Source organism: Kibdelosporangium aridum (genome assembly GCF_900176515.1).
Lineage (GTDB): Bacteria > Actinomycetota > Actinomycetes > Mycobacteriales > Pseudonocardiaceae > Kibdelosporangium > Kibdelosporangium aridum.
The window spans coordinates 1,602,448-1,626,440 of record NZ_FWXV01000001.1; the positions used below are offsets into that span (position 1 = coordinate 1,602,448).

At 67.0% G+C, this 23,993-nt stretch carries 19 protein-coding genes; 10 read left to right on the forward strand and 9 right to left on the reverse strand.

The annotated features are described in order from the left end of the window. Positions 1-159: 159 nt before the first annotated feature. Positions 160-873 (forward strand): GAF and ANTAR domain-containing protein, encoded by a 714-nt coding sequence (locus tag B9C43_RS06715; protein ID WP_235038460.1) that lies wholly within the window; start codon positions 160-162, stop codon positions 871-873. On the opposite strand, the gene B9C43_RS55445 is transcribed toward B9C43_RS06715, so the two are convergent. Next, a complete protein-coding gene (locus B9C43_RS55445) occupies positions 822-1,190 on the reverse strand; it encodes a hypothetical protein (protein WP_143446160.1) in 369 nt (122 codons plus the stop codon). The two genes, B9C43_RS06715 and B9C43_RS55445, sit on opposite strands and share 52 nt — an antisense overlap. Before the next feature lie 206 nt (positions 1,191-1,396). Between B9C43_RS55445 and B9C43_RS06725 the strand changes: the two genes are divergently transcribed. Next, positions 1,397-2,062, forward strand: coding sequence for an HAD family hydrolase (locus B9C43_RS06725; RefSeq protein ID WP_033393955.1), 666 nt, complete (start codon positions 1,397-1,399; stop codon positions 2,060-2,062). Here the strand turns inward: B9C43_RS06725 and B9C43_RS06730 are convergent. Next, positions 2,059-2,955, reverse strand: a complete 897-nt coding sequence (locus B9C43_RS06730; RefSeq protein WP_084425111.1) for a hypothetical protein — start codon at positions 2,953-2,955, stop codon at positions 2,059-2,061. The two genes, B9C43_RS06725 and B9C43_RS06730, sit on opposite strands and share 4 nt — an antisense overlap. 106 nt (positions 2,956-3,061) lie before the next feature. Between B9C43_RS06730 and B9C43_RS06735 the strand changes: the two genes are divergently transcribed. Genes B9C43_RS06735 through B9C43_RS06755 form a run of 5 tightly spaced genes read left to right on the forward strand, consistent with a single transcriptional unit; the run spans position 3,062 to position 8,875 of the window. Further along, positions 3,062-5,203: a HAMP domain-containing protein gene (locus B9C43_RS06735; RefSeq protein ID WP_160096377.1), complete on the forward strand. Its 2,142-nt coding sequence runs from the start codon at positions 3,062-3,064 to the stop codon at positions 5,201-5,203. A 3-nt stretch (positions 5,204-5,206) separates the two neighbouring features. After that, positions 5,207-6,592, forward strand: a complete 1,386-nt coding sequence (gene pgsB / locus B9C43_RS06740) for a poly-gamma-glutamate synthase PgsB (protein WP_084425113.1) — start codon at positions 5,207-5,209, stop codon at positions 6,590-6,592. Further along, positions 6,589-7,071, forward strand: coding sequence for a poly-gamma-glutamate biosynthesis protein PgsC/CapC (locus tag B9C43_RS06745; RefSeq protein ID WP_084425114.1), 483 nt, complete (start codon positions 6,589-6,591; stop codon positions 7,069-7,071). Before pgsB ends, B9C43_RS06745 begins: the two co-directional genes overlap by 4 nt. An 18-nt stretch (positions 7,072-7,089) precedes the next feature. Further along, positions 7,090-8,091 carry a C40 family peptidase gene (locus B9C43_RS06750; RefSeq protein ID WP_084425115.1) on the forward strand — a complete coding sequence of 334 codons (1,002 nt, stop codon included), beginning with the start codon at positions 7,090-7,092 and terminating at the stop codon, positions 8,089-8,091. Between the two features lie 19 nt (positions 8,092-8,110). Then, on the forward strand, positions 8,111-8,875 hold the full coding sequence (locus tag B9C43_RS06755; RefSeq protein ID WP_084425116.1) for a class I SAM-dependent methyltransferase: 765 nt from the start codon (positions 8,111-8,113) through the stop codon (positions 8,873-8,875). Here the strand turns inward: B9C43_RS06755 and B9C43_RS06760 are convergent, their stop codons facing one another. Further along, a complete protein-coding gene (locus B9C43_RS06760; RefSeq protein WP_084425117.1) occupies positions 8,876-10,186 on the reverse strand; it encodes a DUF2252 domain-containing protein in 1,311 nt (436 codons plus the stop codon). Between B9C43_RS06760 and B9C43_RS06765 the strand changes: the two genes are divergently transcribed. Next, positions 10,185-10,766, forward strand: a complete 582-nt coding sequence (locus B9C43_RS06765) for a hypothetical protein (RefSeq protein WP_084425118.1) — start codon at positions 10,185-10,187, stop codon at positions 10,764-10,766. The genes B9C43_RS06760 and B9C43_RS06765 overlap by 2 nt on opposite strands. Before the next feature lie 8 nt (positions 10,767-10,774). Here B9C43_RS06765 and B9C43_RS06770 read toward each other — a convergent pair whose 3' ends face one another. Beyond that, entirely contained in the window at positions 10,775-13,354 is a 2,580-nt protein-coding gene (locus tag B9C43_RS06770) for an AAA family ATPase (protein WP_084425119.1), read from the reverse strand. A gap of 115 nt (positions 13,355-13,469) precedes the next feature. On the opposite strand from B9C43_RS06770, the gene B9C43_RS06775 reads away from it, so the two are divergent. Together B9C43_RS06775 and B9C43_RS06780 are read left to right on the forward strand one after the other, a co-directional pair. Further along, the gene (locus tag B9C43_RS06775; protein WP_235038461.1) at positions 13,470-17,198 is read left to right on the forward strand and encodes an nSTAND1 domain-containing NTPase; all 3,729 of its coding nucleotides are present in this window, start codon (positions 13,470-13,472) and stop codon (positions 17,196-17,198) included. Between the two features lie 357 nt (positions 17,199-17,555). Continuing rightward, positions 17,556-18,506, forward strand: a complete 951-nt coding sequence (locus tag B9C43_RS06780; RefSeq protein ID WP_084425120.1) for a ParB/RepB/Spo0J family partition protein — start codon at positions 17,556-17,558, stop codon at positions 18,504-18,506. Positions 18,507-18,540: 34 nt separating this feature from the next. On the opposite strand, the gene B9C43_RS06785 is transcribed toward B9C43_RS06780, so the two are convergent. From B9C43_RS06785 to B9C43_RS06805, 5 genes are read right to left on the reverse strand one after another with little or no spacing between them, the layout of a single operon-like run. Next, positions 18,541-19,695 (reverse strand): MFS transporter, encoded by a 1,155-nt coding sequence (locus tag B9C43_RS06785; RefSeq protein ID WP_084425121.1) that lies wholly within the window; start codon positions 19,693-19,695, stop codon positions 18,541-18,543. A gap of 10 nt (positions 19,696-19,705) precedes the next feature. Further along, positions 19,706-20,224, reverse strand: a complete 519-nt coding sequence (locus B9C43_RS06790) for a GNAT family N-acetyltransferase (protein ID WP_084425122.1) — start codon at positions 20,222-20,224, stop codon at positions 19,706-19,708. After that, a complete protein-coding gene (locus tag B9C43_RS06795) occupies positions 20,193-21,392 on the reverse strand; it encodes a type III PLP-dependent enzyme domain-containing protein (protein ID WP_084425123.1) in 1,200 nt (399 codons plus the stop codon). Before B9C43_RS06795 ends, B9C43_RS06790 begins: the two co-directional genes overlap by 32 nt. Before the next feature lie 13 nt (positions 21,393-21,405). Then, complete coding sequence (locus B9C43_RS06800; RefSeq protein ID WP_084425124.1) at positions 21,406-22,716, reverse strand: DUF6271 family protein; 1,311 nt, start codon at positions 22,714-22,716, stop codon at positions 21,406-21,408. Beyond that, positions 22,698-23,753, reverse strand: coding sequence for a phytanoyl-CoA dioxygenase family protein (locus B9C43_RS06805; RefSeq protein WP_084425125.1), 1,056 nt, complete (start codon positions 23,751-23,753; stop codon positions 22,698-22,700). The genes B9C43_RS06800 and B9C43_RS06805 overlap by 19 nt, the downstream gene beginning before the upstream one ends. Between the last annotated feature and the right edge of the window lie 240 nt (positions 23,754-23,993).

Genomic DNA, 23,993 nt, shown 5'->3' on the forward strand with positions numbered 1-23,993 from the left:
GCACGGCCGGGTTCAAACCGCTAGCCGAGCGCTGCCGACGTTCGTCGTGCGCGACCGGTAAGGTTACGTCGGCTTCGTTGAACAGTCAGCGGCCTGTTTCTTGGTGGCCTCTTTGTGGCTGTAGTAGATGGAGCTGGCTGAGTGGTGGGTGATGCCCGCGTGGCTGAGTTGTTGGACGAGGTCAGATCGGCGCTCGGCGCTCTGACCAGAACCTTGGAAACCGCGTCGGACAGCGCAGAGGTGCTCGACGCGGTGTGCGTCGAAGCGGTGCGTGTCGTGCCTGGTGCCGACATGGCCAGCATCACCGCGATCGACGACGGCGAACCCCGGACGGCGGCGTACTCCGACGAACGGGCGCGTGACGTCGACCAAGCGCAGTACGCGGCGGGTGACGGGCCTTGTCTGCGTGCTGCGGCAACAAGTCAGATCGTCCGGTTGTCGCTGGACAACGTCAGCGAGCTGTGGCCGGACTTCGCGGCCAGCGCCAAGCAGGTCGGCGTCGGCAGCTACCTGGCCGCGCCCCTTCGGGTGGACGAGCACCTGGCCGGGGCGATCAACCTCTTCGGGTTCGGTGACCACGGGTTCGCCGAGACGGACTCCAAGCTGCTCGACCTGTACGTGACCGTGGTGGCGTTCGGTCTTCGGACGATGCGGCGGTACCAGCAGGTCAGGGAGATGGCCGAGAACCTCGAGACGGCCATGCGGTCACGCGCGGTGATCGAACAGGCCAAAGGCATCCTGATGGCGACCCACAAGATCAGCGACGACGCCGCGATCCAGCGGCTGATCACCTATTCGCAGGACACCAACACGAAACTCCGTCAGGTCGCGGCCGAATTCGTCCGCAAGGCCTCGGTGCCGGACGACCAGTAACGCCGCGTGGACCTTCCGGTCAAGAACTCCTGCGCCTTTTCCAATGCGGTACAGGCGCCGCTGGGTTCGTGGCCGTCGAGGTGCCGCTCGGCTTCACGCACCGCGTCGACCGCGGCGGCGACCTGGCACGTTTCGCCGAGTGCGGCGGTGTAGGCCAGCGCGCCGTGCAGACCGTCATTGACCAGCCGAATGGCCTCGTCGTCGTCCGGCCGGACGGTGCGCAGTTCGAGCAGTGCCTGATCGACCTCCCGCCGTAGCCGCAAGCCCGGTGCCGGTGTTACGGCGGGTCTTGGTCGTGAGGACTGGCGACGAGTCATGACCCGCCCCTTCCAGCGCTGGGAGGACCCGTTGTCCTCGCAGAGGAAGGTTTCCCTCGGCCGCCGGGTTGAAACCGTCGACTGTCCGTTGAGGACGGTCCAGCGACGGCCGTCTTCAACCGGCCATGACGTACGTGGTGATGCCGGTCGTGACACGGTTACCGCGCCGATGGTTGTGAGGCTGGCCGGTTGGGCACTCTGCTGCCATGACCGACTGCTTGTTGTTCGATGTGGACGGGACGCTGGTCGACACCAATTACCTGCACACCGTGGCCTGGCATCGGGCATTCCTGCGGTTTGACCTGGTGGTGCCGAGCTGGCGGATCCACCGGGCGATCGGCATGGGCGGCGACCAGCTGGTGCCGCACCTGGTGGGGGAGAAGGCGGAGGCCGACCTCGGAGACCAGGTCAGGCAGGCGTGGGCGGAGGAGTACGAGCCGCTGATCGAGTTCGTGCACCCCTTCGAGGGCGCGCACCGGCTGTTGTCCGAGGCCGCCAGCGTGGACATCGTTGTCGTGCTGGCCAGTTCCGGTCCACCGGAGCATGTTGAGCACTACATCGACCTGCTGGACGCACGGGACATCGCCGCGGCGTGGACGTCTTCGGAGGACGTCTCGACCACGAAGCCCGAGCCGGAGCTGCTCGAAGTGGCGCTGGGCAAGGTTTCGGCCGACCGCGCGGCGGTTGTGGGGGACTCGGTCTGGGACTGCGACGCGGCAACCCGGCTGGGACTCCCGGCCGTCGGCACGTTGACCGGCGGTACGTGCCGTGCGGAGCTCGTCGACCATGGCGCGATCGCGGTGTACGAGCACCTGGACGAACTGCGGGCCGACCTGAAGGACCTTGCCTTCGTCCGGCTGGACGCCGCCTAGTCGATCAATCCGCTGGCGATAGCCTGGACGAGCTTCGTCCACTGTTGTTCAGCGTCACGGACGCTGCGGCTGGTCTCCACGTGGACGAAGACGGCGCCGTGCTCGGCGGCAACCTTGCCCTGCTCGTTGCGGGTGCCTTCCAGCTTGCCGCAGTCACGGTCCCATGAACGACAGGTCACCAGGCCGGCATCACCGATCGCGTCCGCTACCCGCCGGATCGCCGATCCGGGCTTGCCGGCACCAGGCGAGATCACCACGTCGGTGTCCGGCAGGCTGTCGTCGTGGAAGCCGTGCACCTGGACCTGGGGAACGTCCCGTTCGGCCAGGTCGGCGGCCACGGCGTGGAACGCCGAGTCGGTGCGGTGCGCGACGTCGCCACGTTCGACCCGGCGGTGGGTGCCCGCGACGAGGAGCGTGGACCCTGGCATGGCGCGGAACATCGCCAGCCCGATCCGTTCGGTACCGAGATCGGAGTTCGGGTGCGGCACCTCAACGGCCACCCGCGTCGGCTTGGACAGATCGACCACGTATGCGCCCCATGCCCGTTGGCTGACCACCAGCGCGTATTGCCTGCCTGTCACGGCATCGGTGTCCACGGTCATCGTGAAGCCCAAAGACCGCAACGAATCAGCCGCGCGATCCCGATCGGGGCCCTGCACAAGCCGCAGAGCGGCCACCACGTCCTTGCGCTCGTCCGCAGTCGGCGGTTGATAGGACGCGTTCGGCTGTAACCTGGCGGCGAAGTCCGTCAACATATCGTCGAGATTTGGCGGGCGCTCGGCGGCCGCAGGCGGCGGGTCGTCGCCACTGATACCCACCAGCACGGCCACTCCTGCCAGGAGTGCGACGGTGACGGTGACGACGGGTATCCACTGCCGCGCACGTAAGGTCATCGCCGCGCAGTGTAGAGGCTGCCAGTGATTTCCCGCCTGGATGAACCATCGCGCGCATGAATCCGTATGCGAGGTGTGCCACCGCAGCCGACGTATCGGAGTGGCCTTGAGGCTGAAGAGGAAAGGGCGCAGGCGTACGGATCTGGAGGGCCAGCTGGCGGAAGGCGGGTTTCCCGCTGGCGTCGGCGTTCCTTCGACCGTCCTGGTGCTCCTGCTGATCCTGCTTGCCGGTTTCTGCGCAGTACAGCTGCGAGAACCGGATGCTTCCGCACCCCAGGCGGTGGTGGAGTCCCAGCAGGCATTGGTGGAGAGCTTGGCCAAATCCCTGGCCGCGACGGCGGAACAGAACGCGTCAGACTTACGCGCCGCGGTCACGGTCTCGGATCCGGCGAGCCAGCCGGCGGACCTGCTCGCCGCGGTGAACCAGAACCAGCCGAAGTGGCGCGGCCTGACGCTGGCGGAACGGTCCACCGGCAAGCCGATCGTCACCCGCGGCGAGGCCGTCGCGGCCGCCACCGACGCGTCAGTCACGCCTGTGGTTGGGCAGGACGGCCAGCTGCGGATGCAGGTCTCCGTGCCACTGCCCGGCGACCCGGCGCGAATGCTGACCGCGGTCACGTTCGCCGGCATCCCCGCCGCCCCAGTCGATGCTGACTTGCAGCACGGGCTCGTGCTGGCCAACAAGGAAAGCCAGATAGTCGATTCCCGGGGCACGTTGCCGAAAACCGATGACGCGGCCGCGCAGTCGCTGCTCGCCAGCGCCGCCGCGGCGGCCAGCGCCGGGCAGACCGGCAGCTACGTCGGTGAACCTGGCGACAACCGGGCGTTGGTCGTTGCCTATGCGCCGGTGGGCACGGATCTTGGACTCGCGTTGCTCTCGGTTGTCCGTGCGCCCGTTACCGAGGCCGGGCCTGCCAGGCAAGGACTGCGACCGGCACTCGCGCTGGTCATCGTCGCGCTGGTCGGGTTCGGACTGATCCGGGCGACCCTGGTCGGCCCGGTCCGCCGGTTGCGAGCGGACGCGTTGCAGGTCGCGAGCGGGAACTTGGCGGATCGCGTCCGGCTGCCGCACTCGTCGGAGACTCGCCGGATCGCCGCGGCCATCGAGTACTGCCGCACGAAACTACGTGACGAGCCGAAACCTGTCGTGCGGCGCCGCCCGAGGTTGTCCGCCCGCGTCGCGGTCTTCATTGCCGCGCTTGGTGTCCTGGCCTGGTCAGGGTGGGTCATGGTGACAGTCGGAGGCGGCGTCGCCCGGGTACCGGACTCGGTGGTCAGCGGACATCGCAGCCAAGTCGGCAACGCGGCCGAGACGATCAGCCGGACCGTCAACGACGGCCTGACCGACCTGCGATCAGTCGCGGGCCTCAACGGTACGAAGGACCCGTCCGCGTTGCTGCCTGTCGTGCGTGAGCTCGCCGGGCAGGACCGGTTTCGCAGTGTGTACGTGATCGACCAGTCCGGGGTCGTGACGGCGACGTCGGCGGGAAGGCCGCCGCTGCGTGGGATCAACGTGCTGCCTGCCGACCCGGGCGTCCGGCTGCAGGACACCGCCGGCCGGGTGCCGGTGTTGTTCGCGCACGCGTTGCTGGCCGACGGGAACTACACGCTGGTCGCGGAATTCGACGTGGACCACCTCTCGGATCTGCTGCGGCGGGCCCCTGGCCGGGTGCGACTGGTCAACTCGGAGCTCCGCACCCTGGCCGCGACGGACGGCTTCGTCGCGTTCGAACAGATAAGGGGCGACAGTGTGCGTCGCGGCGTCACCGACGCACTGTCGGGGCGGACGATCGGCCGCGTTGAAGGCGAAGGCCGGGACCGCGCGGTGATCACCGCGCGATCAGTGGACGACCTGCCGTGGGCCGTGTTGTCGGAAAAGCCAGTGCGGGAGTTGAGCCTGCCCGGCAACGAGGTGCGGAACGGAGCGATGCTCGTCGCTCTGATCGGCGGGTTGCTCGCGGTGTTGCTGTTCGGCTGGCACTACCTGGTGCTGATCCGGCCGCTGCGCGCGGTCGCGGCGGCCGGGAAGTTCACCGACGTGATCTATCCGCAGCGGCAGGACGAAATCGGCACCATCGCGTGCTGCCTGGAGATCTGCCGGCAGGCATTGTCCGACGGCGTGAGCAGACTCGGCTCGGCGCGGCGTCCACAGGGCACCGCCACCGAGGAAACCACGCAACTGCCGCGAATCATCGTCGACGACCCGCTCGCCGAACCGTCGCCGCGTCGATCCCGAGCCGAGGTCTGACCGGTGTTGTTCCTGTTCGTGGTCTTCGCGACCAGTTGCCTGGCGCTGCTCGTCCTCGGCGTGGTCGAGCAACGACGGCACTACGCCAACCTGCGCCGGATCCCCACCCGCGTGCTGATCAACGGAATTCGCGGCAAAAGCTCGATCACCAGGCTGTGCGCGGGCGCGTTGCGCGGCGGCGGGCTGGTGACCGTGGCCAAGACGACCGGCACGGCGGCGCGGTTCATCCATCCCGACGGCAGCGAGGAACCGGTGTACCGGAAGTTCGGCATCGCCAACGTGGTCGAGCAGATCGGCATCGTGCGGCGAGCCGCGGCCTACGAACCGGACGTGCTGGCGATCGAATGCATGGCGGTGCAACCGGACCTGCAGGAGATCAACCAGAGCAAGCTGATCCAGTCGACCATCGGTGTGCTGTGCAACGTCCGCGAGGACCACCTGGCCGAGATGGGGCCGACGCTGGACGACGTCGCGCGGTCGTTGAGCCGCTCGATGCCGGTCGGCGGCGTGTGCGTGACAGCGGAGCAGGAACGCCTGCACATCCTGCAGGAAGAGGCCGCCCGACGGGACTGCAAGCTGGTCGCCGTGGACGCGTCGTCGGTGACCGACGACCAGATGGCCGGCTTCAGCTGGATCACCTTCAAGGAGAACGTCGCGATCGCCCTGGCGGTCGCCGATTTGCTGGGGGTGAACCGGCAGTCCGCGCTCGCGGGCATGTGGGCGGCGGCGCCCGATCCCGGGGTTCTGTCCGTGCAGCGGTATCAGGTGGGCAGCCTGCGGCTGAGGTTCGCGAACATCTTCGCGGCCAACGACCCGGAATCAACGCTGATGAACATCGAGCAGCTGCTCAACAGCGGCGCGATCGGACGCCCGGTGCACGTGGTGATCAACTGCCGGGCCGACCGGATGGAACGCAACGGGCAGATGGGTGCGCTGATCCCGAAGATCGCACCGGAGCGGGTGGTCCTGATCGGCGAGTCGACCCGCAGTGCGCGTGCCACGATCCCGGCGGATTGGCCGGGGAAGGTCGTTGACCTCGGGGGACGGCAGGACCCGGAGAAGCTGCTGGCAGGCGTGCTTGAAGGGATGGCCGGTGAGGTCTCGCTGGTGAGCATCGGCAACATTCATGGTCAGGGGGAAGTGCTGCTCGAGCAATTGGCCACACTGAAACAGGCGCCGACCGAATCGTGGCCTGCCGCTGAGCGGCCGTCGGTCGGATCTCAACCGCCTGTGGAGGCAAGACCTGGATCCCAGCCTGTTCCTGTCAGTGGGTCCCGGACTACCACGGACCCTCGAACTGGTTTCCGGCCTAGCCCTGTGCCGCGGCGGCCGTCATCAATACATGAGACGACGCCATTACCCCGCATACCACCGGGGAGCGGGTCATGATCGCGGGCAATCTGCTGAGCGAGGTCGCCACCCTTGGACTCGCGATCGGCCTGGTGTTCTCGTTGGTGTGCTACCTGGCCACCAATCTGTCCCCGGGCGGGATGATCACGCCGGGCTGGCTGGCTCTCACGATGGTCGAGGACTACCGGCGTGCCGGGATCATCGTGGCCACCACGGCCGCGACCTTCATCCTCACGAAGATCCTGCAGCGGGTTGTCATCCTCTACGGCAAACGGCTGTTCGCCGCCGTCGTGCTGACCGGGGTGTTGTTGCAGACGTCGCTGTTCGTGTTGATCCAGAGCGATTTCCCGTTGTTGTTCGCCCATCAGACGCTCGGTTTCGTTGTGCCAGGGCTGATCGCGTACCAGCTTGTGCGGCAGCCGCCGGTTGCCACCGTGCTGAGCACCACGGCGGTCAGCTTGGCCAGCTACGGGGTGTTGATCAGCGGCGTGCTGGTCGGCCTGGTGCCGACCACCTGAGGAAAGGCAGGAAGTGACATGTCTACCGCGTTACGGGCAGGTGCCTTGCTCGGGGTGATCGGTGTGGCCGCCGCCGCGTTCATCTACTTCGACCAGGAACCATCCACGCCCAGCACCGAACAGCCGCAGGCCCGTCCGCAGGCCGTGAGCGAGGGCTACACGTTCGAGCGACTGGACAACCCGCCACGCACGGTCGTGCGTGAGGGGCAAGCGATAACCGCAACGATGACCGACGGCGCGAGGACCGTCGTTCTCAACGGCCCGAGCCGGACATTCAGTGAACCCAAGGCAACCAAGGCCGAAGTCACGACCAACGCCTGGGTTCGGCTGGCGCCGCAAGCGTGGAAGCAAGGCGAAGAGCAAGCCGACTGGTTCCGGCCATGGTTGACCAAAGCGTTGAGCGACAACACACCGGACGTGCTCGCCGTGGCGATGGAGTACATCGATGGTGCCGCCGCGCAGAAGAATGCCGAGGGCGTACGGTTCCGTGGTGACGCCGCGTTCGGGCCGGTGGCGGCGACGGGCGCGGGCCGGTTGGAACGCTCGGACTTCTACGACTACCTCGGCGTGCCGTGGTCCTTCGAGGACGGCACGCGAACCAAGCCGGACAGCGACCACTACGGTGCCGTCGATTGCTCAGGGTTCGTGCGACTGGTGTACGGCTACCGGATGGACTACCCGCTGCTTGGCACGAACACCGCCGGGCCTGGCCTGCCGCGGCGGGCGTACGCGATGGCCGAGTTCGGCCCCGGGATCACACCGATACCGAACACCGGACGGCGCGTCACCGCGTACGACTCCCTGCAGGCAGGTGACTTGGTCTTCTTCGAAGTCGAGGGCGGCGCGGACGAACTCGACCACGCGGGCATCTACCTCGGCGTCGACTCGGACGGCCGGCACCGCTTCATGTCCAGCCGCGAGCGCATCAACGGCCCGACCCTCGGCGATGTCGGTGGAACGTCCCTATTGGACGATGGCGGCATGTACTCCCGAGGCTTCCGGACCGCTCGCCGGATCTAAGCCAAGTAGGCTGGGAAGAATGCAGGACACGTGGGCTGTTGGCGACGCGTACGAGGCTTACGTCGGACGGTGGAGCCGTCAGGTGGCGGAGGTGTTCGTGCGTCGGCTAGGCCTGCCAACTGGGCTGCGCTGGCTGGACGTGGGTTGCGGCACGGGTGCGCTGACGACAGCCGTGCTGGCTGCGGCGGACCCGGCCGAGGTCGTCGGCGTCGATCCGTCCGAAGGGTTTCTGGCCACTGCGCGTGCACGCGTCAACGACTCACGCGCCAGCTTCGAAGTAGGCGACGCGCTAACCCTGCCCGACGGCAGGTTCGATGTCGTGGTCAGCGGGTTGGCGCTCAACTTCGTGCCGGACGCGCAGCTTGCCGTGGCCCAGTTCGCCAGAGCCGGCGACATCGTCGCCGCCTATGTCTGGGACTACGCCGAAGGCATGGAAATGATGCGCCACTTCTGGGACGCCGCCACCGCACTCGACGCGGCGGCCCCAGACGAGGGACGTCGTTTTCCGATGTGCAGACCTGAGCCGCTCCGTCGATTGTGGACCGGCGCCGGACTGCGCGACGTCACGGTCCAAGCAGTCGACGTGCCAACGGTTTTCGTCGATTTCGACGACTACTGGACGCCCTTCCTCGGCGGCCAAGGCCCGGCGCCCGCCTACGTCATGTCTCTTACTGAAGACCGACGACAGGCCCTGCGAGACCGTGTTCGCGCGAGCCTGCCGTCCAACCCGGACGGCACCATTCCCTTGACTGCCAGGGCATGGGCCATCCGGGGGAGAACCTGACTACAGACCGGGCATCTTGTCGTTGCGGAACAGGTCGACGAAGATCTGATGGTCCTGCCTGGTCCGCGCGCCGTAAGCGTGTGCGAAGTCGACCAGGTGCGCGACGAACCCGTTCTCGTCCTTGTCCACTGCGGCCACGATGGCCTCTTCGGTGGCGAAGTCGACCAGGTCGTGGTCCGATTCGTCGTCGGCGACCGAGTGCATCCGGGCGACCGCGCGGCCGAGATCACCGATCACACCGGCTAGTTCGTCCGGTTCGTTCACATCGGACCAGTCCAAGTCGGCCGCATACGGCGACACCTCGGCGACCACCTGACCGATCCCGTTCAGTTCGGTGTAACCGAGCCAGTGGTCGGCGTATGCCTGCAGGGCCCGCTGCGACTCCACGGTCCGGTGCCCCTGGTGCTTGAAGTACCCCTGCACGTTCGCATCGTCGATGTGCCGGGCGACCGCGGGCACCTGGGCTTGCTTCATGTAGATCACAACGTCGTTCTCCAGCGCTTCCGTGTGCCCCTCCAGCAGGAGGTTGTACGAAGGCAGCCCGGCGGACCCGATGCCGACTCCCTTGCGCAGCACCACGTCCTTGACCTGTGTGGCCACAGACTGCAGGGTGGATGCCGGATGGGGGAGGGTGTCCAGGTACTGCTCGAACGCGCCGAGGACGGCCTGCTTGGTCGCCTCGTCGATCCGGAAAACGCCGTCACCGTCAGCGAAACGGCGTTCGTAATTGTCGAGTGTGGTCTGCTGCGCGAGCAGTTCGACCCGGGTGTTGAGCCGGGCTCGCTGCAGCACCCTGAGCAGAACGCCGTTGGCGTTGTCCAGCGTGATCGAGCCGATCGCCTCTTCGCCACCTGCGACAATGGCCCGCAACTCGGTCAGGTAAGCCGAGGCGAAGCGAGTGACCAGCTCGGTGATCACCTTGTCCGACAACGCCTTCGCGTACCCGACCAAGGCAACGCTGGCCGCGAGCCGCTTGAGGTCCCACGAGAACGGTCCGACGTAGGCCTCGTCGAAATCGTTGACGTTGAACACGAGCCGCCCGGACCCGTTCATGTAGGTGCCGAAGTTCTCGGCATGCAAGTCGCCGTGGATCCACACCCGGCTAGTGCGCTCGTCGAGAAAATCGTTGGCAGCGAACTCACCGGTCATGTCCGCGTAGAACAAGCAGGCGCTGCCACGGTAGAACGCGAACGGTGAGGCCGCCATCTTGCGGAACTTGCGGCGGAACGCGGCACGGTCCAAAGCGATCAGCGCAGCGAACTCAGTCGACAGGACGTCGGCTATCTGAGCCGAGCGCTCTTCTGCAGTCATGGCAATAGGTTACGGCCAGCCGCGGTTGGTGATCACCCGGCCGGGCGATGCCGTGCCGGTACCGTGCCCCATGACCCAAGCCGCTTCGCCCGAGCCGACCGAGGAATTCCAGCGTTTTCAACTCCAGCAGGCGATTGAGACGGTCCGGCACCAGACGAGCCTGATGGTCCAGCTCACCGGCTTCTGCACGGCACTGGACTCAGCGTTGCTCGCCTATGGCATCGTGCAAGGTAAGGCCATCTTGGTCCTGATGGCCGCGGTTGTTCCGTTGATCCTTGCCTTCGCCCAACGGGACATAGTCCGCCACGTCATTCCGTTCGCGTTCGTCGCACTGCAGCTGGAGTCGGCGTTGCAAGGCGGGAAAACCGCCTTGATCACCACCTATGTCAGAACCCAGATGCCCAGGGTGTTCAGCCAGATGGAGCCTCATCTGCACGAACCCATGGACAGTGACTTCGCCAGGACCATCCGGCGTGGGTTCTGGAACGCCGGGATGCGAAAAGCGATGATCGTGATCGCTGTCCTCCAGCTCGCCGGGTTCGCGCTGTGCATCACTGTCTTCCGGATGAAGCTCGTCTGACGACAGCGTCACCCGGCCATCGCACGGCCGAGTTCGGCACGCGAATGGATGCCGAGCTTCCGGTACGCCCGCGCGACGTGTGACTCGACTGTCCGTGGGCTCATGAACAGTGTTGCTGCCACTTGTTTTGTGGTCATGCCGCTGACGACCAGTTCGGCGACGCGTTGCTCGGTCTCGCTCAGCTGGGCGGCGGCGCTTCGGCGGCGGCTGACCCTGGCCAGCTCGGCGCGGGCCATCGCCGCCCACAGCGGGTACTTCAGCTCCGAGAAGATCGCCTCCGCTGAGGTCAGCGTCGTCGCGGCCGCGCCTGGGCGGCGTGCCCGGCGCAGGAGGCGCCCGCGCAGCAACAGCACCCGGGCCTGATCGAATCGGCTCCACTGCGGGTTCACGTCGATGCTCGAAGAGAAGTCGCCGTGGGCGGCTGCGATGGTGGCGCGGGCACGTGCCAGCACTGGTTCCATCCACGGCCTGGGCAACCGGGCGTGGCGCTGTTCGAATTCGGCCAGCTCCGCCGAGGCTTCCGCCAGCCGGTCAAGCTCGGCCAGCGCGCAGATTCGCTCGATCGCTGGATCATCCCGGCCGAGAGGGTCCTTGATCCCCATGGTGGCCAGGTGCCGGCGGCTGCGTCCGGTGTAGCCGACGACCGCCGCCGGGTCGGCTTCGGAGGCGGCGATGAACGCGAGCACACTCAGGTAGCCGACAGCTATCGCGAGGTCACCGTTGGCTTCGGCACGGTCGGCGCCGTCTTCCGCGATCTGTCTAGCTTCGTTGAGCTCTCCGGCGTGCGCGTCGACGAACGCGCGCAATCGGCGTGGACGGTCGGCGAACGGCTGGCCGAGTTGCATCGCGGCCGTCGTCGCGGAATCCGCGTATTCCTTTGCCGCGGAAAGGTTGCCGGCGACGAGTTCCACCTCGCCGAGCCGAGTGAGCAGATCGGCCTCGCTGGACACGTCGGCACGCGCCAGCATCGTGGTGAACCTGTCCCTGGCACGGTCCACAGTGGAGTCGACGGCCAGGTACCACATGCCGGGCACTGGGCTGGCCGGGTCGTCGAGGCCGCAGTCAAGCAAGTCCGTCCGCGGCGGCAGGCCGAGCTGGGCCGAGGTGTGGCAGAGGTTCATCAACGCACCAGGCAGCAAGTCCGACTCGGCCAAGGCTGACACGGCTTCTTCAGCGTGCATGTGCGCCTCGGCGCGGTCGGTCTCGTAGAACACCGACAGCCGGGCGTGCAGCTGACCGGTCAGTTCCTGGTCGGCCTTGGCGTCATCCAGTGCGGACTCGAGCAGCTTCGCGGCCACAACACCGTTTTCCTGGTGCCAGGCGATCGTGCCGCGAACCATCAGCGCACGTGCCCGCAACGGCCCGGCGGCAAGGCCAGGGATCTCCTCGTCCAGCAGCTCACGGGCGGCGTTGAGATCGCCCGACGAGAACAACGCGTCAGCGAGCATCACGACGCGCCTGCCGTTCGCGGCAGTCGCGTGACTCGGTGTCCGCGACCTCGACAGCGTCAACAACTCCGCTGCGACCATGGGCTCGGCGGCCAGGGCTGCGTACTCCAGCTTCTGGGCGACAGGCTCGTCCGGGCCGATGATGCCCAACGCGAGGTGCCGGGGATCTGACTCGACCTTGGCGAGACGGCGATGAACGGCGCGTCGCCGTGGCGCGGGTGCTTCGCCGTAGATCACGGCAGCGAACAGCGGATGGGCGAACGTCACCGTGTTGCCGTGCACCTCGATCAGTCCGGCGAGCTCACCAGCCTCAAGACCAGCGGTCACGTCGTCGTCGAGTGCCGCACGCAGACCTTCCACCGTGGGAGACGTCATCGCGGACGCGGCGAGCAGCACGTCTCCCGACTGGGGACGAGACGGCACCAACCGCACCAACGAGTCGGGCAAGGGACCGTCCGGAGTCTTGGCCATCTCCACAGCCATCATCGGGTTGCCCTGACAAACCGCGTTCAGCCGCGTCAACACCGGTCGCGGCAGGCTCCGGCCAAGCTGGTGATGCACTACGCCGTGCAGCTGGGCCTCGGTCATGCCGGACAACCACAGCTGCTCGTCAAGACCCCATGGCGGTGCGCCCGGATGCTCGGCGCGCCGAGCGACCAGCAGAGCAACGGGCGCACCGCCCAACCTGCGGCTTGCGAAATCCAGGACGGCGGCCGTCTCCGCGTCCAGCCACTGAATGTCGTCAACGACCAGCAGAACCGGCTTTTCGGCGGCGAGTGCACGCAGCACACTGACCGTGGCGGCCGCGACCACGTGCGGATCGGCCGGTTGATCGGCGTCCACGCGGTGGATGGCGACTTCCAAGGCCCGGCGCTGCACCGCCGGGATGTCCGGCAGTTCGGTGATCAGGTCGGCCAGCCCGGCGTAGGCATAGCCAGTCTCGGTGGAGGCAGGGCTGCACTGGAGCACCGTCCAGTCACGGGCCTTCGCCTGCGCGACGGCCGCCGCCACGACCGTCGACTTGCCGATCCCGACTGTCCCTTCCAGCAAGAGACCGGCCACGCCACGGTCAAGCAATGACGTGACGCGTGCCAGCTCCGTCTCCCGGCCGATGATCACCGGCGTCCCCAGCTCGCCCATAACAGCGTGTCTACGGCAGATCGGTTGTTCGGCGCCGGAGCGTAACCGCCGATCAATCAAAATCAACCAATGCGATACTGCGTGTGACGGGAAAACGAAAGGATCAGGACGCGCTGTGCCACGACCAGAACGTCCGCTCGAGTCCGCGGACGAGGTTCTGCTCCGGTTCGCCGCCGACCTGCGCAACCTGCGGGACAAGGCGGGCAGCCCCACCTACCGTGAGCTGAGCAAGGTCGCGCACTACTCGCCGAGTGTCCTGTCCGAGGCAGCGAACGGCCGGACCCGGCCCAGCCTCGCGGTCACGCTGGCCTACGTGGACGCGTGCGGGGGCGACCGCGACGAGTGGGAGCAGCGGTGGCACGCCCTCGCAGACCGGCAGGCCACGACGGCGAGGGTGGACGACGAGGTCCCGCCGTACGTCGGGCTCGCCGCGTTCCAGCCCGCTGACGCCGACCGGTTCTTCGGGCGGGAGAAGCTGGTCAACGCGCTGCGGGCGCGGGTGCGCCAGCGGCGGTTCGCCGGGGTTTTCGGTGCGTCCGGCTCGGGCAAGTCGTCCCTGCTGAGAGCGGGCCTGGTCGCCGGCACGACCACGCCGAGCGTGCTGTTCACGCCGGGGCCGAACCCGATGGAGGAGTGCGCGGTCCGCCTTGCCGCGCTGACCGGTGGCACGGCGGGTTCGGTGCGTGCCGAACTGGACGCGGATCCGCACAACCTGCATCTGCTCGTCCGGCAGGCCGTCGCCAGCGAGCCGGACGGCACAGACCTGCTCCTGGTCATCGACCAGTTCGAGGAGACCTTCACGCTCTGCACGGACCGCGAACAACGATCCCGGTTCATCGCGGCCCTGGTCCACGCGGCGAACGCGGACACCAGCCGTACCCGCGTGGTGATCGGAGTCCGGGCAGACTTCTACGGGCACTGCGCGCAGTACCCGCAACTCGTGGAAGCCCTGGACGACGCCCAGGTCCTGGTCGGCCCGATGTCCGCCGACGAGCTGCGGGAGGCCATCACCGCACCCGCTGCCCGCGCGGGCTGCATGGTGGAAACGGCGTTGGTGTCCAAGTTGATCGCCGACACCGCCGGTGAGGGCGCGGTCCTGCCGTTGGTGTCGCACGCGTTGCTGGAGACATGGCGCAGGCGCAGCGGAGCCCGGCTCACCCTCGGCGGTTACGAGGCGGCGGGCGGAATTCACCACGCCATCGCGCGTACCGCGGAGGACGTCTACAACGGCTTGGACGAGGACCAGCGGGACACAGCTCGTCGGATCTTCCTACGACTCGTCGCGCTGGGCGAAGGCACCGAGGACACCAAGCGCCGTGTGCGCCAGCGTGAGTTGGACGCCGACAACCCGGACACGCGGGCCGTGCTGGACAGGCTGGCCGATGCCCGGTTGCTGACGCTGCACAGCGAGTCGGTCGATATCGCCCATGAGGCGTTGATCCGTTTCTGGCCGCGGCTCCGGGATTGGCTGTCCGACGACCGTGAAGGGCTGCGCATCCACCGGCAGCTCACCGAGGCGACCGACGCGTGGGAGTCGGCCGAGCACGACCCGGGCGCACTCCTTCGCGGCACGCGGTTGGCCAGCGCGAGCGACTGGGCCGCGGCGCACGGCGAGATGCTGACGAAGCGGGAACGCGACTTTCTCCAGGCCAGCCAGCAGGCGCTGGCCGTGGAGCAAGCCACGGCCCGGCGGCGTACTCGTCGGCTCCGTCAGCTCGTGGCGTTGCTGGCGGTCCTGCTCATGCTGGCGTCCGCGGCGACGGTCTACGCGATCCAATCCCAGCGCGACGCCACAGCACAACGCGACATCGCACTCGCGCGCAAGGTAGTCAATGACGCGATGGCGCTGGAGGCGACCAATCCCGCGCTGGCCAGCCAGCTCAGCCTGGCCGCGTACCAGCTCAGTGCGATCCCCGAGACCCGTGACAGGTTGCTCGCGACGACGTCGACTCCGATCGCCAGCAGGCTCGCCGGGCACACCGCCGAGGTGCTCGCGTCGGCAGCGGATGCCAACAGTCGCGTGCTGGCCACAGCGAGTTCGGACAAAACCGTGCGTTTGTGGGACATCAGCAACCCGCAGAACGTGACCGAACTCGGCACGCTGACCGGGCACACCGATGTGGTCAACGCTGTGGCCTTTGGACCGGACGGCACGCTTGCCACAGCAGGCAACGACAAGTCGGTGCGGCTGTGGGACGTCCGCGAGCGACGCGAACTCGGTGTCCTGAATGGACATACGGGCACGATCAACGCTGTGGCCTTCGGCCCGGACGGCACGCTTGCCACCGCCAGCAACGACAGGACGATACGACTCTGGGACGTCCGGGAACACCGCCAAATCGCCTCCTTGGCCGGACATACGGGCGGCGTGCGAGCGCTGGCGGTCAGTCCCGATGGGGCAACAATAGTCAGTGGCGGCAACGACAAGACCGTTCGGCTGTGGGATGCGCGGGAACGCCGTGAGACTGCCACGTTCTCGGCTCCAGGGGCGATCAACGGTGTCGCCATCAGTCCGGACGGTTCCACAGTGGCCTCGGCCAGTAGCGACAAGTCCGCGCGGCTGTGGGGTGTCGGTGAACGCCGTGAAGTCGCGGTCCTGAACGGGCACACCGATATCGTCAACACAGTGGCGTTCAGTACCGATGGCCGCTACCTCGCCAGCGGTGGCAACGACTACACCGTGCGGCTGTGGGACGTCCCCGACCGTCGAGAAGTGACGATCCTCAATGGACATACGAACCTGGTGAGGTCGGTGTCGTTCACGCGTGACGGCCGCAGCCTGGTCACGAGCAGCGCGGACAAGACAACGCGCGTCGAGAACCTTGCCCAGGTCGTATTCGGCAAGCATGCCGACTCGTTGCGCTCAGCGGTGTTCAGTCCCGACGGGCGCACGTTGGCGACCGCGGCCAACGACCAGACCGTGCGACTGTGGGACATCAGCGATTCCGGCAGGCCTCGCGAACTCGCGGTGATCAAGCAGCAGACCACTGTGTGGTCGGGGCTCTTCAGTCCCGACGGGCAACTGCTGGCCACCAGCCATGACGACCAGACCGCTCGTCTCTGGGACGTCCGGGACATGGCGCACCCAAGGCCGTTGGGCCAGATCCGGCATACCGAGGCGGTGTGGTCGACCAGGTTCAGTCCGGACGGCCGGATCCTGGCCTCGGTCGGCGGGGACGCGGTCCGGCTGTGGGACATCAGCAACCCGGACAGCCCGCGTCCGCTGGGTGCCATCGAGGGCAAGCCGATCACCTCGGTCCGGTTCAGTCCGGACGGTCGGATCCTGGCCACCGCGAGCGCGGACAACACGACCGGGCTGTGGGACGTCAGCGATCCAGCCCGGCCGCGCGAGGTCAACGCCTTGCGTGGGCACACCTCCCGCGTCACCCAGGTCGCGTTCCGGCCGGACGGTCGCGTTCTTGCCACCGCCAGTTGGGACCACGACGTGCGGCTGTGGGACATTTCCGACGTGGCCCACCCCAAGGAACTCGGTGTACTCAAGGGTCACACGGAGACGGTCACCTCGGTTGCCTTCAACCCCGACGGCACCACCCTGGTATCGGGCAGCCACGATCGAACCGCCCGGCTTTGGGATGTCCGCGACCCCGGCAGTCCACGGGAAGCGGCGACGTTGGCCGGCCACGCCGGAGTGGTGATCTCCGTCGTGTTCAGCCCCGATGGCCGTACCGTGGCCACAGGCAGCCATGACCGGACGGCCCGGCTGTGGCAGATCGATGTGGACCGGGCCGCTCAACGGGTCTGCGCGCTTGCCCATCCGGCTGTCGGTCAGGGCGAATGGCAGACGTATTTCCCAGGATTGGACTACCAGCCGCCCTGCCGGTGAACGCCGCCCGGACGGGTGCGTGCCCTTTGCCCGGAAGGCCGCCCGAAACAGCTGGGCTCCCTTGTGCTCGGTCCTTTATGGACGGCCGAGCTGCTCATGTTGCCGATTAACGAACTCCGTGTGGTCCATGCCAATTGGATGTTGTCTGAAACCGGACGCCTTCCGTGTCACCCTTGACAGGGCGGCGCGGCTGCTGGGACGGTGGTATTGGTCTAAACCAGTGGAGATCATGCCTGGGAAGAACAAGGGGAGAGACGGGCCGGCTTTTTTCACGACCCGAATGAATCGGGCCGGGCCAGGTCGAGAGGACGTCGTAGCCGGGGGAAGTCCATCCGCCGAGGGGAGAGCTGATTGACGATGACCAGGGGGAAACGCACCCTGTTCGAAATGGGTCCGGACGGGCCGACCGAGCCGGTCGCCATCGCGTCCTTACGCCCGGCGGACTCGCCGCGGCTGCAGGCCGAGGACCCCGGGCACGTCCAGGCGCTGGCCGAGTCCGAAACACCCTGGCCGCCGATCGTGGTGCACCGGCCGAGCATGCGGATCGTCGACGGCATGCACCGCGTCAAGGCCGCACGGCTGCTGGGCAGGGAAACGATCGAAGCGCGGTTTGTCGAGGGAACCGACGAGGATGTGTTTCTGCTCGCCGTGCGGCTCAACGTGGCGCACGGACTGCCGCTTTCGCTGTACGACAGGCGTGCCGCGGCGACACGGATCCTGATCTCCCATCCGCAGTGGTCGGACCGGGCGATCGCGGCGGCGACCGGGCTAGCTGCCAAGACAGTTTCCGGGATCCGCCGGGACTCCGCTGTGGACGTCACGTCGTTGCGTGTCCGGATCGGCCGGGACGGCAAACGCCGCCCGCTCAGCAGTGCGGAAGGCCGCAGGGCCGCGGGTGAACTGGTCAAAGCCAATCCGCGGACACCGTTGCGGCAGATCGCCAAACAGGCAGGCATTTCGCTGGGAACCGCGGCCGACGTCCGTGAGCGGGTGTTGCGTGGCGAGGATCCCGTGCCGCAGTCGGCGAAGGTCCGCGGCGGCGAACCGGCCGAGCTGATCCCGCAGCGGGTGATCACGATGGTGATGGAGGTCCTGCTGGTCGATCCGTCACTGCGCTACACCGACTCCGGCCGGGCGTTGCTGCGATGGTTGGGCAGCCACGTGATCGGCGGGGAGGAGTGGCTTGCCTTGGTGGCCGAGACGCAAGGGCATGGTGCGAACTCGGTGGCGGACATCGCGCGCCAGTGCAGCGACTCGTGGCGAGAATTCGCCGAGCGGGTGGAAGGGCAACATCGCGCTCCCGCTTGATGAGGTGGCGGCGGGGACAACCCGCCGCCCTCACTCAGGCCAGGACCTTCTCCTCACTGCGTGCGTGCCAACGGATCTGCGCCACGCACGCGGTGACGAGCAACGCGGACAACGCCACGGCTGCCATGCCCCACACCAAAGTGGTGGCGTCGGTGATGAAGCCGATCACAGGAGGCCCAGCAAGCAAACCCGTCGTTCCCATAGTCGCCACGAGAGTGAGTGCGTTCGGACCTTCCTTGGCTGCGGCGACGTAAAGGCACGGTGTCACCGCCGCCATACCCAAGCCGACGCACGCAAACCCGATTAACGCAGGCACCAGACCGCCGAGCAGCAACGCGACGGCCAAACCGGCCGCTGCCAGCGTGGCTCCCGTGATCACGATGCGCCGGTCGCCCCACCGTGCACGCCAACCGTCGGCGAACAGCCGGGCGAGCACCATCATGGCGGACACCACGGCGATACCCATCGGTGCCAGTTCCGCTGGGGCCGCCGCGACCTCCTTGAGGTACAACGCCGACCAGTCGTTCATGGCGCCCTCGGTGATCGTGCCGAACACCATGGCCAGCCCCAGCCACGCGGTCACCCGCGACGGCAACGTCAGCCGGCCGCGCTTCTTCTCCTCCGCGGGCAGGTCTTCGAGCAGCAACCTTGGCCACGCGAACACCGTCAACGCCAGCAGAATCACGGCGGCGACACCGAAATGCGCGGAAAGCGACTCGGTCGCGGTGGTGATCCCCGAAGCCAGCAGTGCGGCGACGAAGGTGCCACCACTGAACACGGCGTGCAGCTTCGCCATCGTATTGCGCTCGAACTTCACTTCGAGCGCAGCGCCTTGCGCGTTCATCGCGACGTTGAGGCACGCCACAAGCACACCGTCGGCGAGCATGACCACCAGGGCGACTGGATAGTTCGGCGCCGCGGCGATTCCCGCCAGCACCACAATGAGCCCAAGACAGGAAATACTCGCCAGCCGTCGTGATCCCAGTCGCTTCATCAGCAGCGACACGAGCGGGAACGCCGCCGCCGCGCCCACGCCCGTCGCCAGCAACAGCACCCCGACCTCCGCCGGGGACAGCTCGAGCGACGTCTTGATCACCGGGATCCGCGCCGCCCAGCTCGCGTACTGAAAGCCGAGGGAACAGAACAATGCCGCGATGGCCAACTGGGCACGGCGGAACTCGTTGCGCATAAATGCCTTCCTAGATGGCCTTGGACATGTACACGGCGTTGTCGCCGTAGCCTGTGGGTACCGCGATTCCGGGGGCAGGCTGGAAACCGTTGGCGGACCAGAACGTTGCACTGCCCGCAACGGCGATCAACGAGATCCGGTCGTGTTCCCGGGACAGTGCCGTCGCGGTGAGGTGGCGCAGCAGGCGCCTCGCCAGGCCGCTGCCCCGGAAGGCAGCGGCGATGGCGAGGTCGTGCAGATGCAGGTTGCGGGAAGTGCGACCGGCGGCTTCCGGCTCGGTCAGATCCGGGAACTGTCCCTCCGGATAAGGCATTGCCAGGACATAGCCCGCGATCCGGTGACCCGCCGTGAGAACGAAGCACGTCTCCGGTGACGCGCTCGCCCGTGATTCCAGTACTTCCCGGCCTTCGGACAGACCTTTGGGCCCGTACACACTGTGTTCCAGCTCAGCGATAGCGGTCCAATCGGCCGCCACTACGGGCCGGACGCACACCGTTTCAGCAAGCATCGAGGTGTGCCATTTGCTCACTGGGCAACAACGTGACCGGCAGCGGGGCGAACCCGTTGAACCCTTGCGTCGTGTAACTCGTCGAGTACGCGCCACACGACAGGATCCACACTGGATCGCCCGATGCGACTTCGACCGGCACCTGCACGAGGTTGTGCTCATGCCCGAAGGTGTCGTCACTGTCGCACGTTGGGCCCGCCACGACGGCTGGCACGTACTCGCCGTCCACGTGCGTCGGGAACACCAAGCGGTACTGCAGCTGGTCGATCTCGTACAGCCCGTTGAACTTGCCGCAGCTGAGGTACAACCAGTGTTCACGGTCACCGGTCAGCTGCCGCCGTGACGACAGCCGGGACACGTGCGCCCGGATCGCGCCATGGTCGGCGACGAGGTGACGTCCCGGCTCCATGACGAAATCCAACGGAGTGCCCGCCACCTCGCGCAGCCTGCACATCCCGGTGCGGATGGTCGCGAGGATCTCGTCCATCGGCGGGTTGAGCGCGTGGCCCGCCCGGTTGCGGTAGCCCAGTGCGGGCAGACCGCCGCCCAGATTGACGTGGTCGATCCGAATGTTCAGCCGGGACAACGCGATCAGCACCCCGGCCAGCCGGTTGAAGGCGTCCTGCCACGCCGCGGCCGTCATCTGCTGCGAGCCGACGTGCACCGAAAGACCCGATGGCGTCAGGCCTTTCACCTTGGCCGTCGCCAGCACGCGGACCGCGTCCGTACCCGAGCAGCCTGCCTTGCGGCTCAGGCCCCACACAGCTCCCGCGCCCGTGGTCGCCAGCCGGCAGAACACCCGGGAGCCCGGCGCGTACGCCGCGATCGCCGTGACGTCAGCGATGCTGTCGGTGGCGAAGTCGCGGATGCCCAACTGGTACGCGTCGATGATGTTCTGGTCGGACTTGACGGTGTTGCCGTAGTGCACCAGTTCGGTCGGCACACCGGTGCCCAGCGCCTGGATGATCTCGTTGGGACTCGCCGCGTCGAACCCGGCGCCCCGGCGGGCCAGGCTCGCCAGCACCTCGTCCACCGGGCAGGCTTTCATCGCGAACCGGATGGCGCTCCCGGGCAACTCGCTGACCAGCGAGTCGTAGGCGCGTTCGATTCCGGCGAGGTCGAAAATGATCTGGTCGTCCGACGCGGCCGCCAGTGCGGTCCGCATCCTGGTGTTGACAAGCGAATTCATCAGTCCGGTTCTGCTATCGCCACGCCTGGGCAAGGTCGGTGGACTTGCCCGCCCGCACCAACGACTGCCACACGTCGGTGAGCAGAGCGAAGTCCTCGATGTCCTGCTGCGCGTCGGCGAGCAGCCGGTCCCGCTGGGGTACAAGGGTGTCGGCGAAGGCGGCGTAACGCCCGCCGAGCTTGCGGTAGGCACGCTCGAGGTTGTCGAGCCGTGCGATGTTCTCGTCCTTGGCCAGTGATGTGCTGTCCCTGGCCAGCTCGGCGACCATCGACGCGTTGACGTCGTGCCGCTCGTCGAGCAGCGACTGGCCTGCCTCGGCCATCCGCTGGTAGATGAAGTGGAAGTACAGCATCGAGAGGAAGAACTTCGTCAGCCGCAGCTGGTAGGCCGCGAACCCGGCGTCGGTTTTGCGTTCGCCGGTGTGGAAGTTCACGATGTGCCGGTTGTGCAGCACGCCCGGCAGCCGCGAGTCGTGGATCAGGTGGAAGTGGAAGTAGTCGCTGCCAATGGTTTCGGTGGCCGGTGGCAACGGAACCTGCTCGTGCACCCGGTGGAAGCCGATGTTGCTCATGTCGATGCGCATCGGATCGACGATCGTCAGCACGGAGTGGTCTCCGGTGAACGGGGCCGTGCCCGCGCCGGTGAAGGACTCCTCGACCAGCTCGCGCTTCTCGGCTTCCGTCGCGTCGCCGTGCGCCCACAGGCTGACGATGTCGTGGTACACGTCCGGGTGCCCGTCGCGGACCTCGGCGATGTCGACCGACATGTCGCCGATGAACGAGGCACCGACCAGGACGACCGGCTTGTCTTCGTGCTCCGGGTCAAGGGCCACCGCGGATACCCCAGCCTTGGCATCCGCCGCGCGCTTGCCGATCGAGGCGAGTTCGTGGTGGATCGGGAAGACCTTCTCGCCGTCGACGACCTGGTAATCCAAGTCCGAGTCCCTGCGGTGCACGGAATCGCAGCCGAGCGCACTGGCGATCAGGAACGCGCGGTTGGTGCAGGCGCCATACGAAAGAGCTGCCGGGAGCATCAGATCGAGTACCAGGTCAGGCTTGGTCAGATCGGCCAGCTCGATGGCCTGCTGCAGGAAGACCCGCTGCTGAGCCTCATCCAGGTGCAGCGGCACGACACGCGACGTCTGGGGGAGTGCGGCGAGAACCTGGGCGTGCTCGGCGAAGTGCTGCTCGCTGGAGGAATCCAGGACCAGCAGGAACACCTCGACTTCGAAGTGCTTCGCAGCGTACGCGGCCTCCTCGGCCACCTGTGCCAGCGTGGCCGAGCACGCCCGGTTCGTCGGCAGCGTCAGGCAGATCCGGCGCATGCCGCGTCTCCGATTCCCGCGCCGGCCTTGTCTTTCCACGAGTCGAGGCCCAGCAGCCTGCGGCCAAGACCGGTCAGCTCGGCCGCCGGATAGCGCAGTGACTCGTGCCTGATCGGGTCGCCGACCAAGGTCTTGTTCCACTCCGGCGTGCTGAGCGTGCGCCACGAGTTGACCCGGGACCGCACGAGCTGTTCATGGGACTCCAGAGCGGGCATCATCGACAGGTACTGCACCGAGCGCACGCCGTTCCGTGACTTGTTCGGCGCTACCCCGTGCGCGACCATGCCGTTCCAGATCAGCAGGTCGCCGGCTTTCAGCTGCGGCCGGATGACCGGGAACTCGGTGCGGTCGATGGCTGGCCGGATCGGGTCGCGGTCCGCGGGCTGCGTGACCTTCCAGCTGTCGAACTGGCGGAACAGCTCGGGGCAGCACTGGAAGCCGCCCTCGTCCGGTGTCGTGTCGGTGAGCGCGATGATGCCCTGGACCCGTTGCGGCAGAACGCTGAGCGTGCTGTCGACGTCCCAGTGCAGATCGATGTCGAAGCCTTTGTCCGTTGCCGGGATGAGCGCCCGGTCACGGTTCTTGACGTTCGGCGGGTTGAGGTTGAGCCGGTCGAGAGTGACCCACAGCTCCTCGCAGTCCCAGACGTCGACGAACGCGTCGTACACCCGTTGCGCCTGGCGGCTGTCCCAGATCAGCTGGTGCTGGTACGCCTCGACGAACCCGTAGACGTAGAGGTCCCGCTCCAGGTCATCGCGGAACTCGCGCTCCGGGTACCAGGTTTCCGGCCGGTCGCGGTCGAGGCCCTGGAACTCCCACGCGAAGTCCAGCAGCTGCGCGGCGTGCGGGATGGCCTGTTCGACAACGACATAGCCGTACGTCTGCCACTGCGCGAAGTCCTCTTCGGACAGCACACGCAACGGCCTGGTCTTTTGCAGATCACGCAACGGCGTTCTGGCGAGATATGTGTCGGCATCCGAACTGAAATACGGAATATCCGAGGCGGCGCGGTAAAGAAAGCTGTCAGGTTGTGACATGTCATCGTTTCCAAGCATGGTGGATCGCCGGCACGTCAGACAGATCGGCGGCTGGCGGCGGACAGCGTCGGACCTCATTGCGAGGCTTCTGCTTTCGGTATTTCGCCAACGAGTGGCGATGCCGACCATCGTACTTATGGCGCTGGCCGCGTCAAGATCAACCGTGTGTAGTCGTACAACCGCCAAAGTTCCGCAGTTATACATCGACATATTCCGTCTATACACGAAGTCCTGATTCCG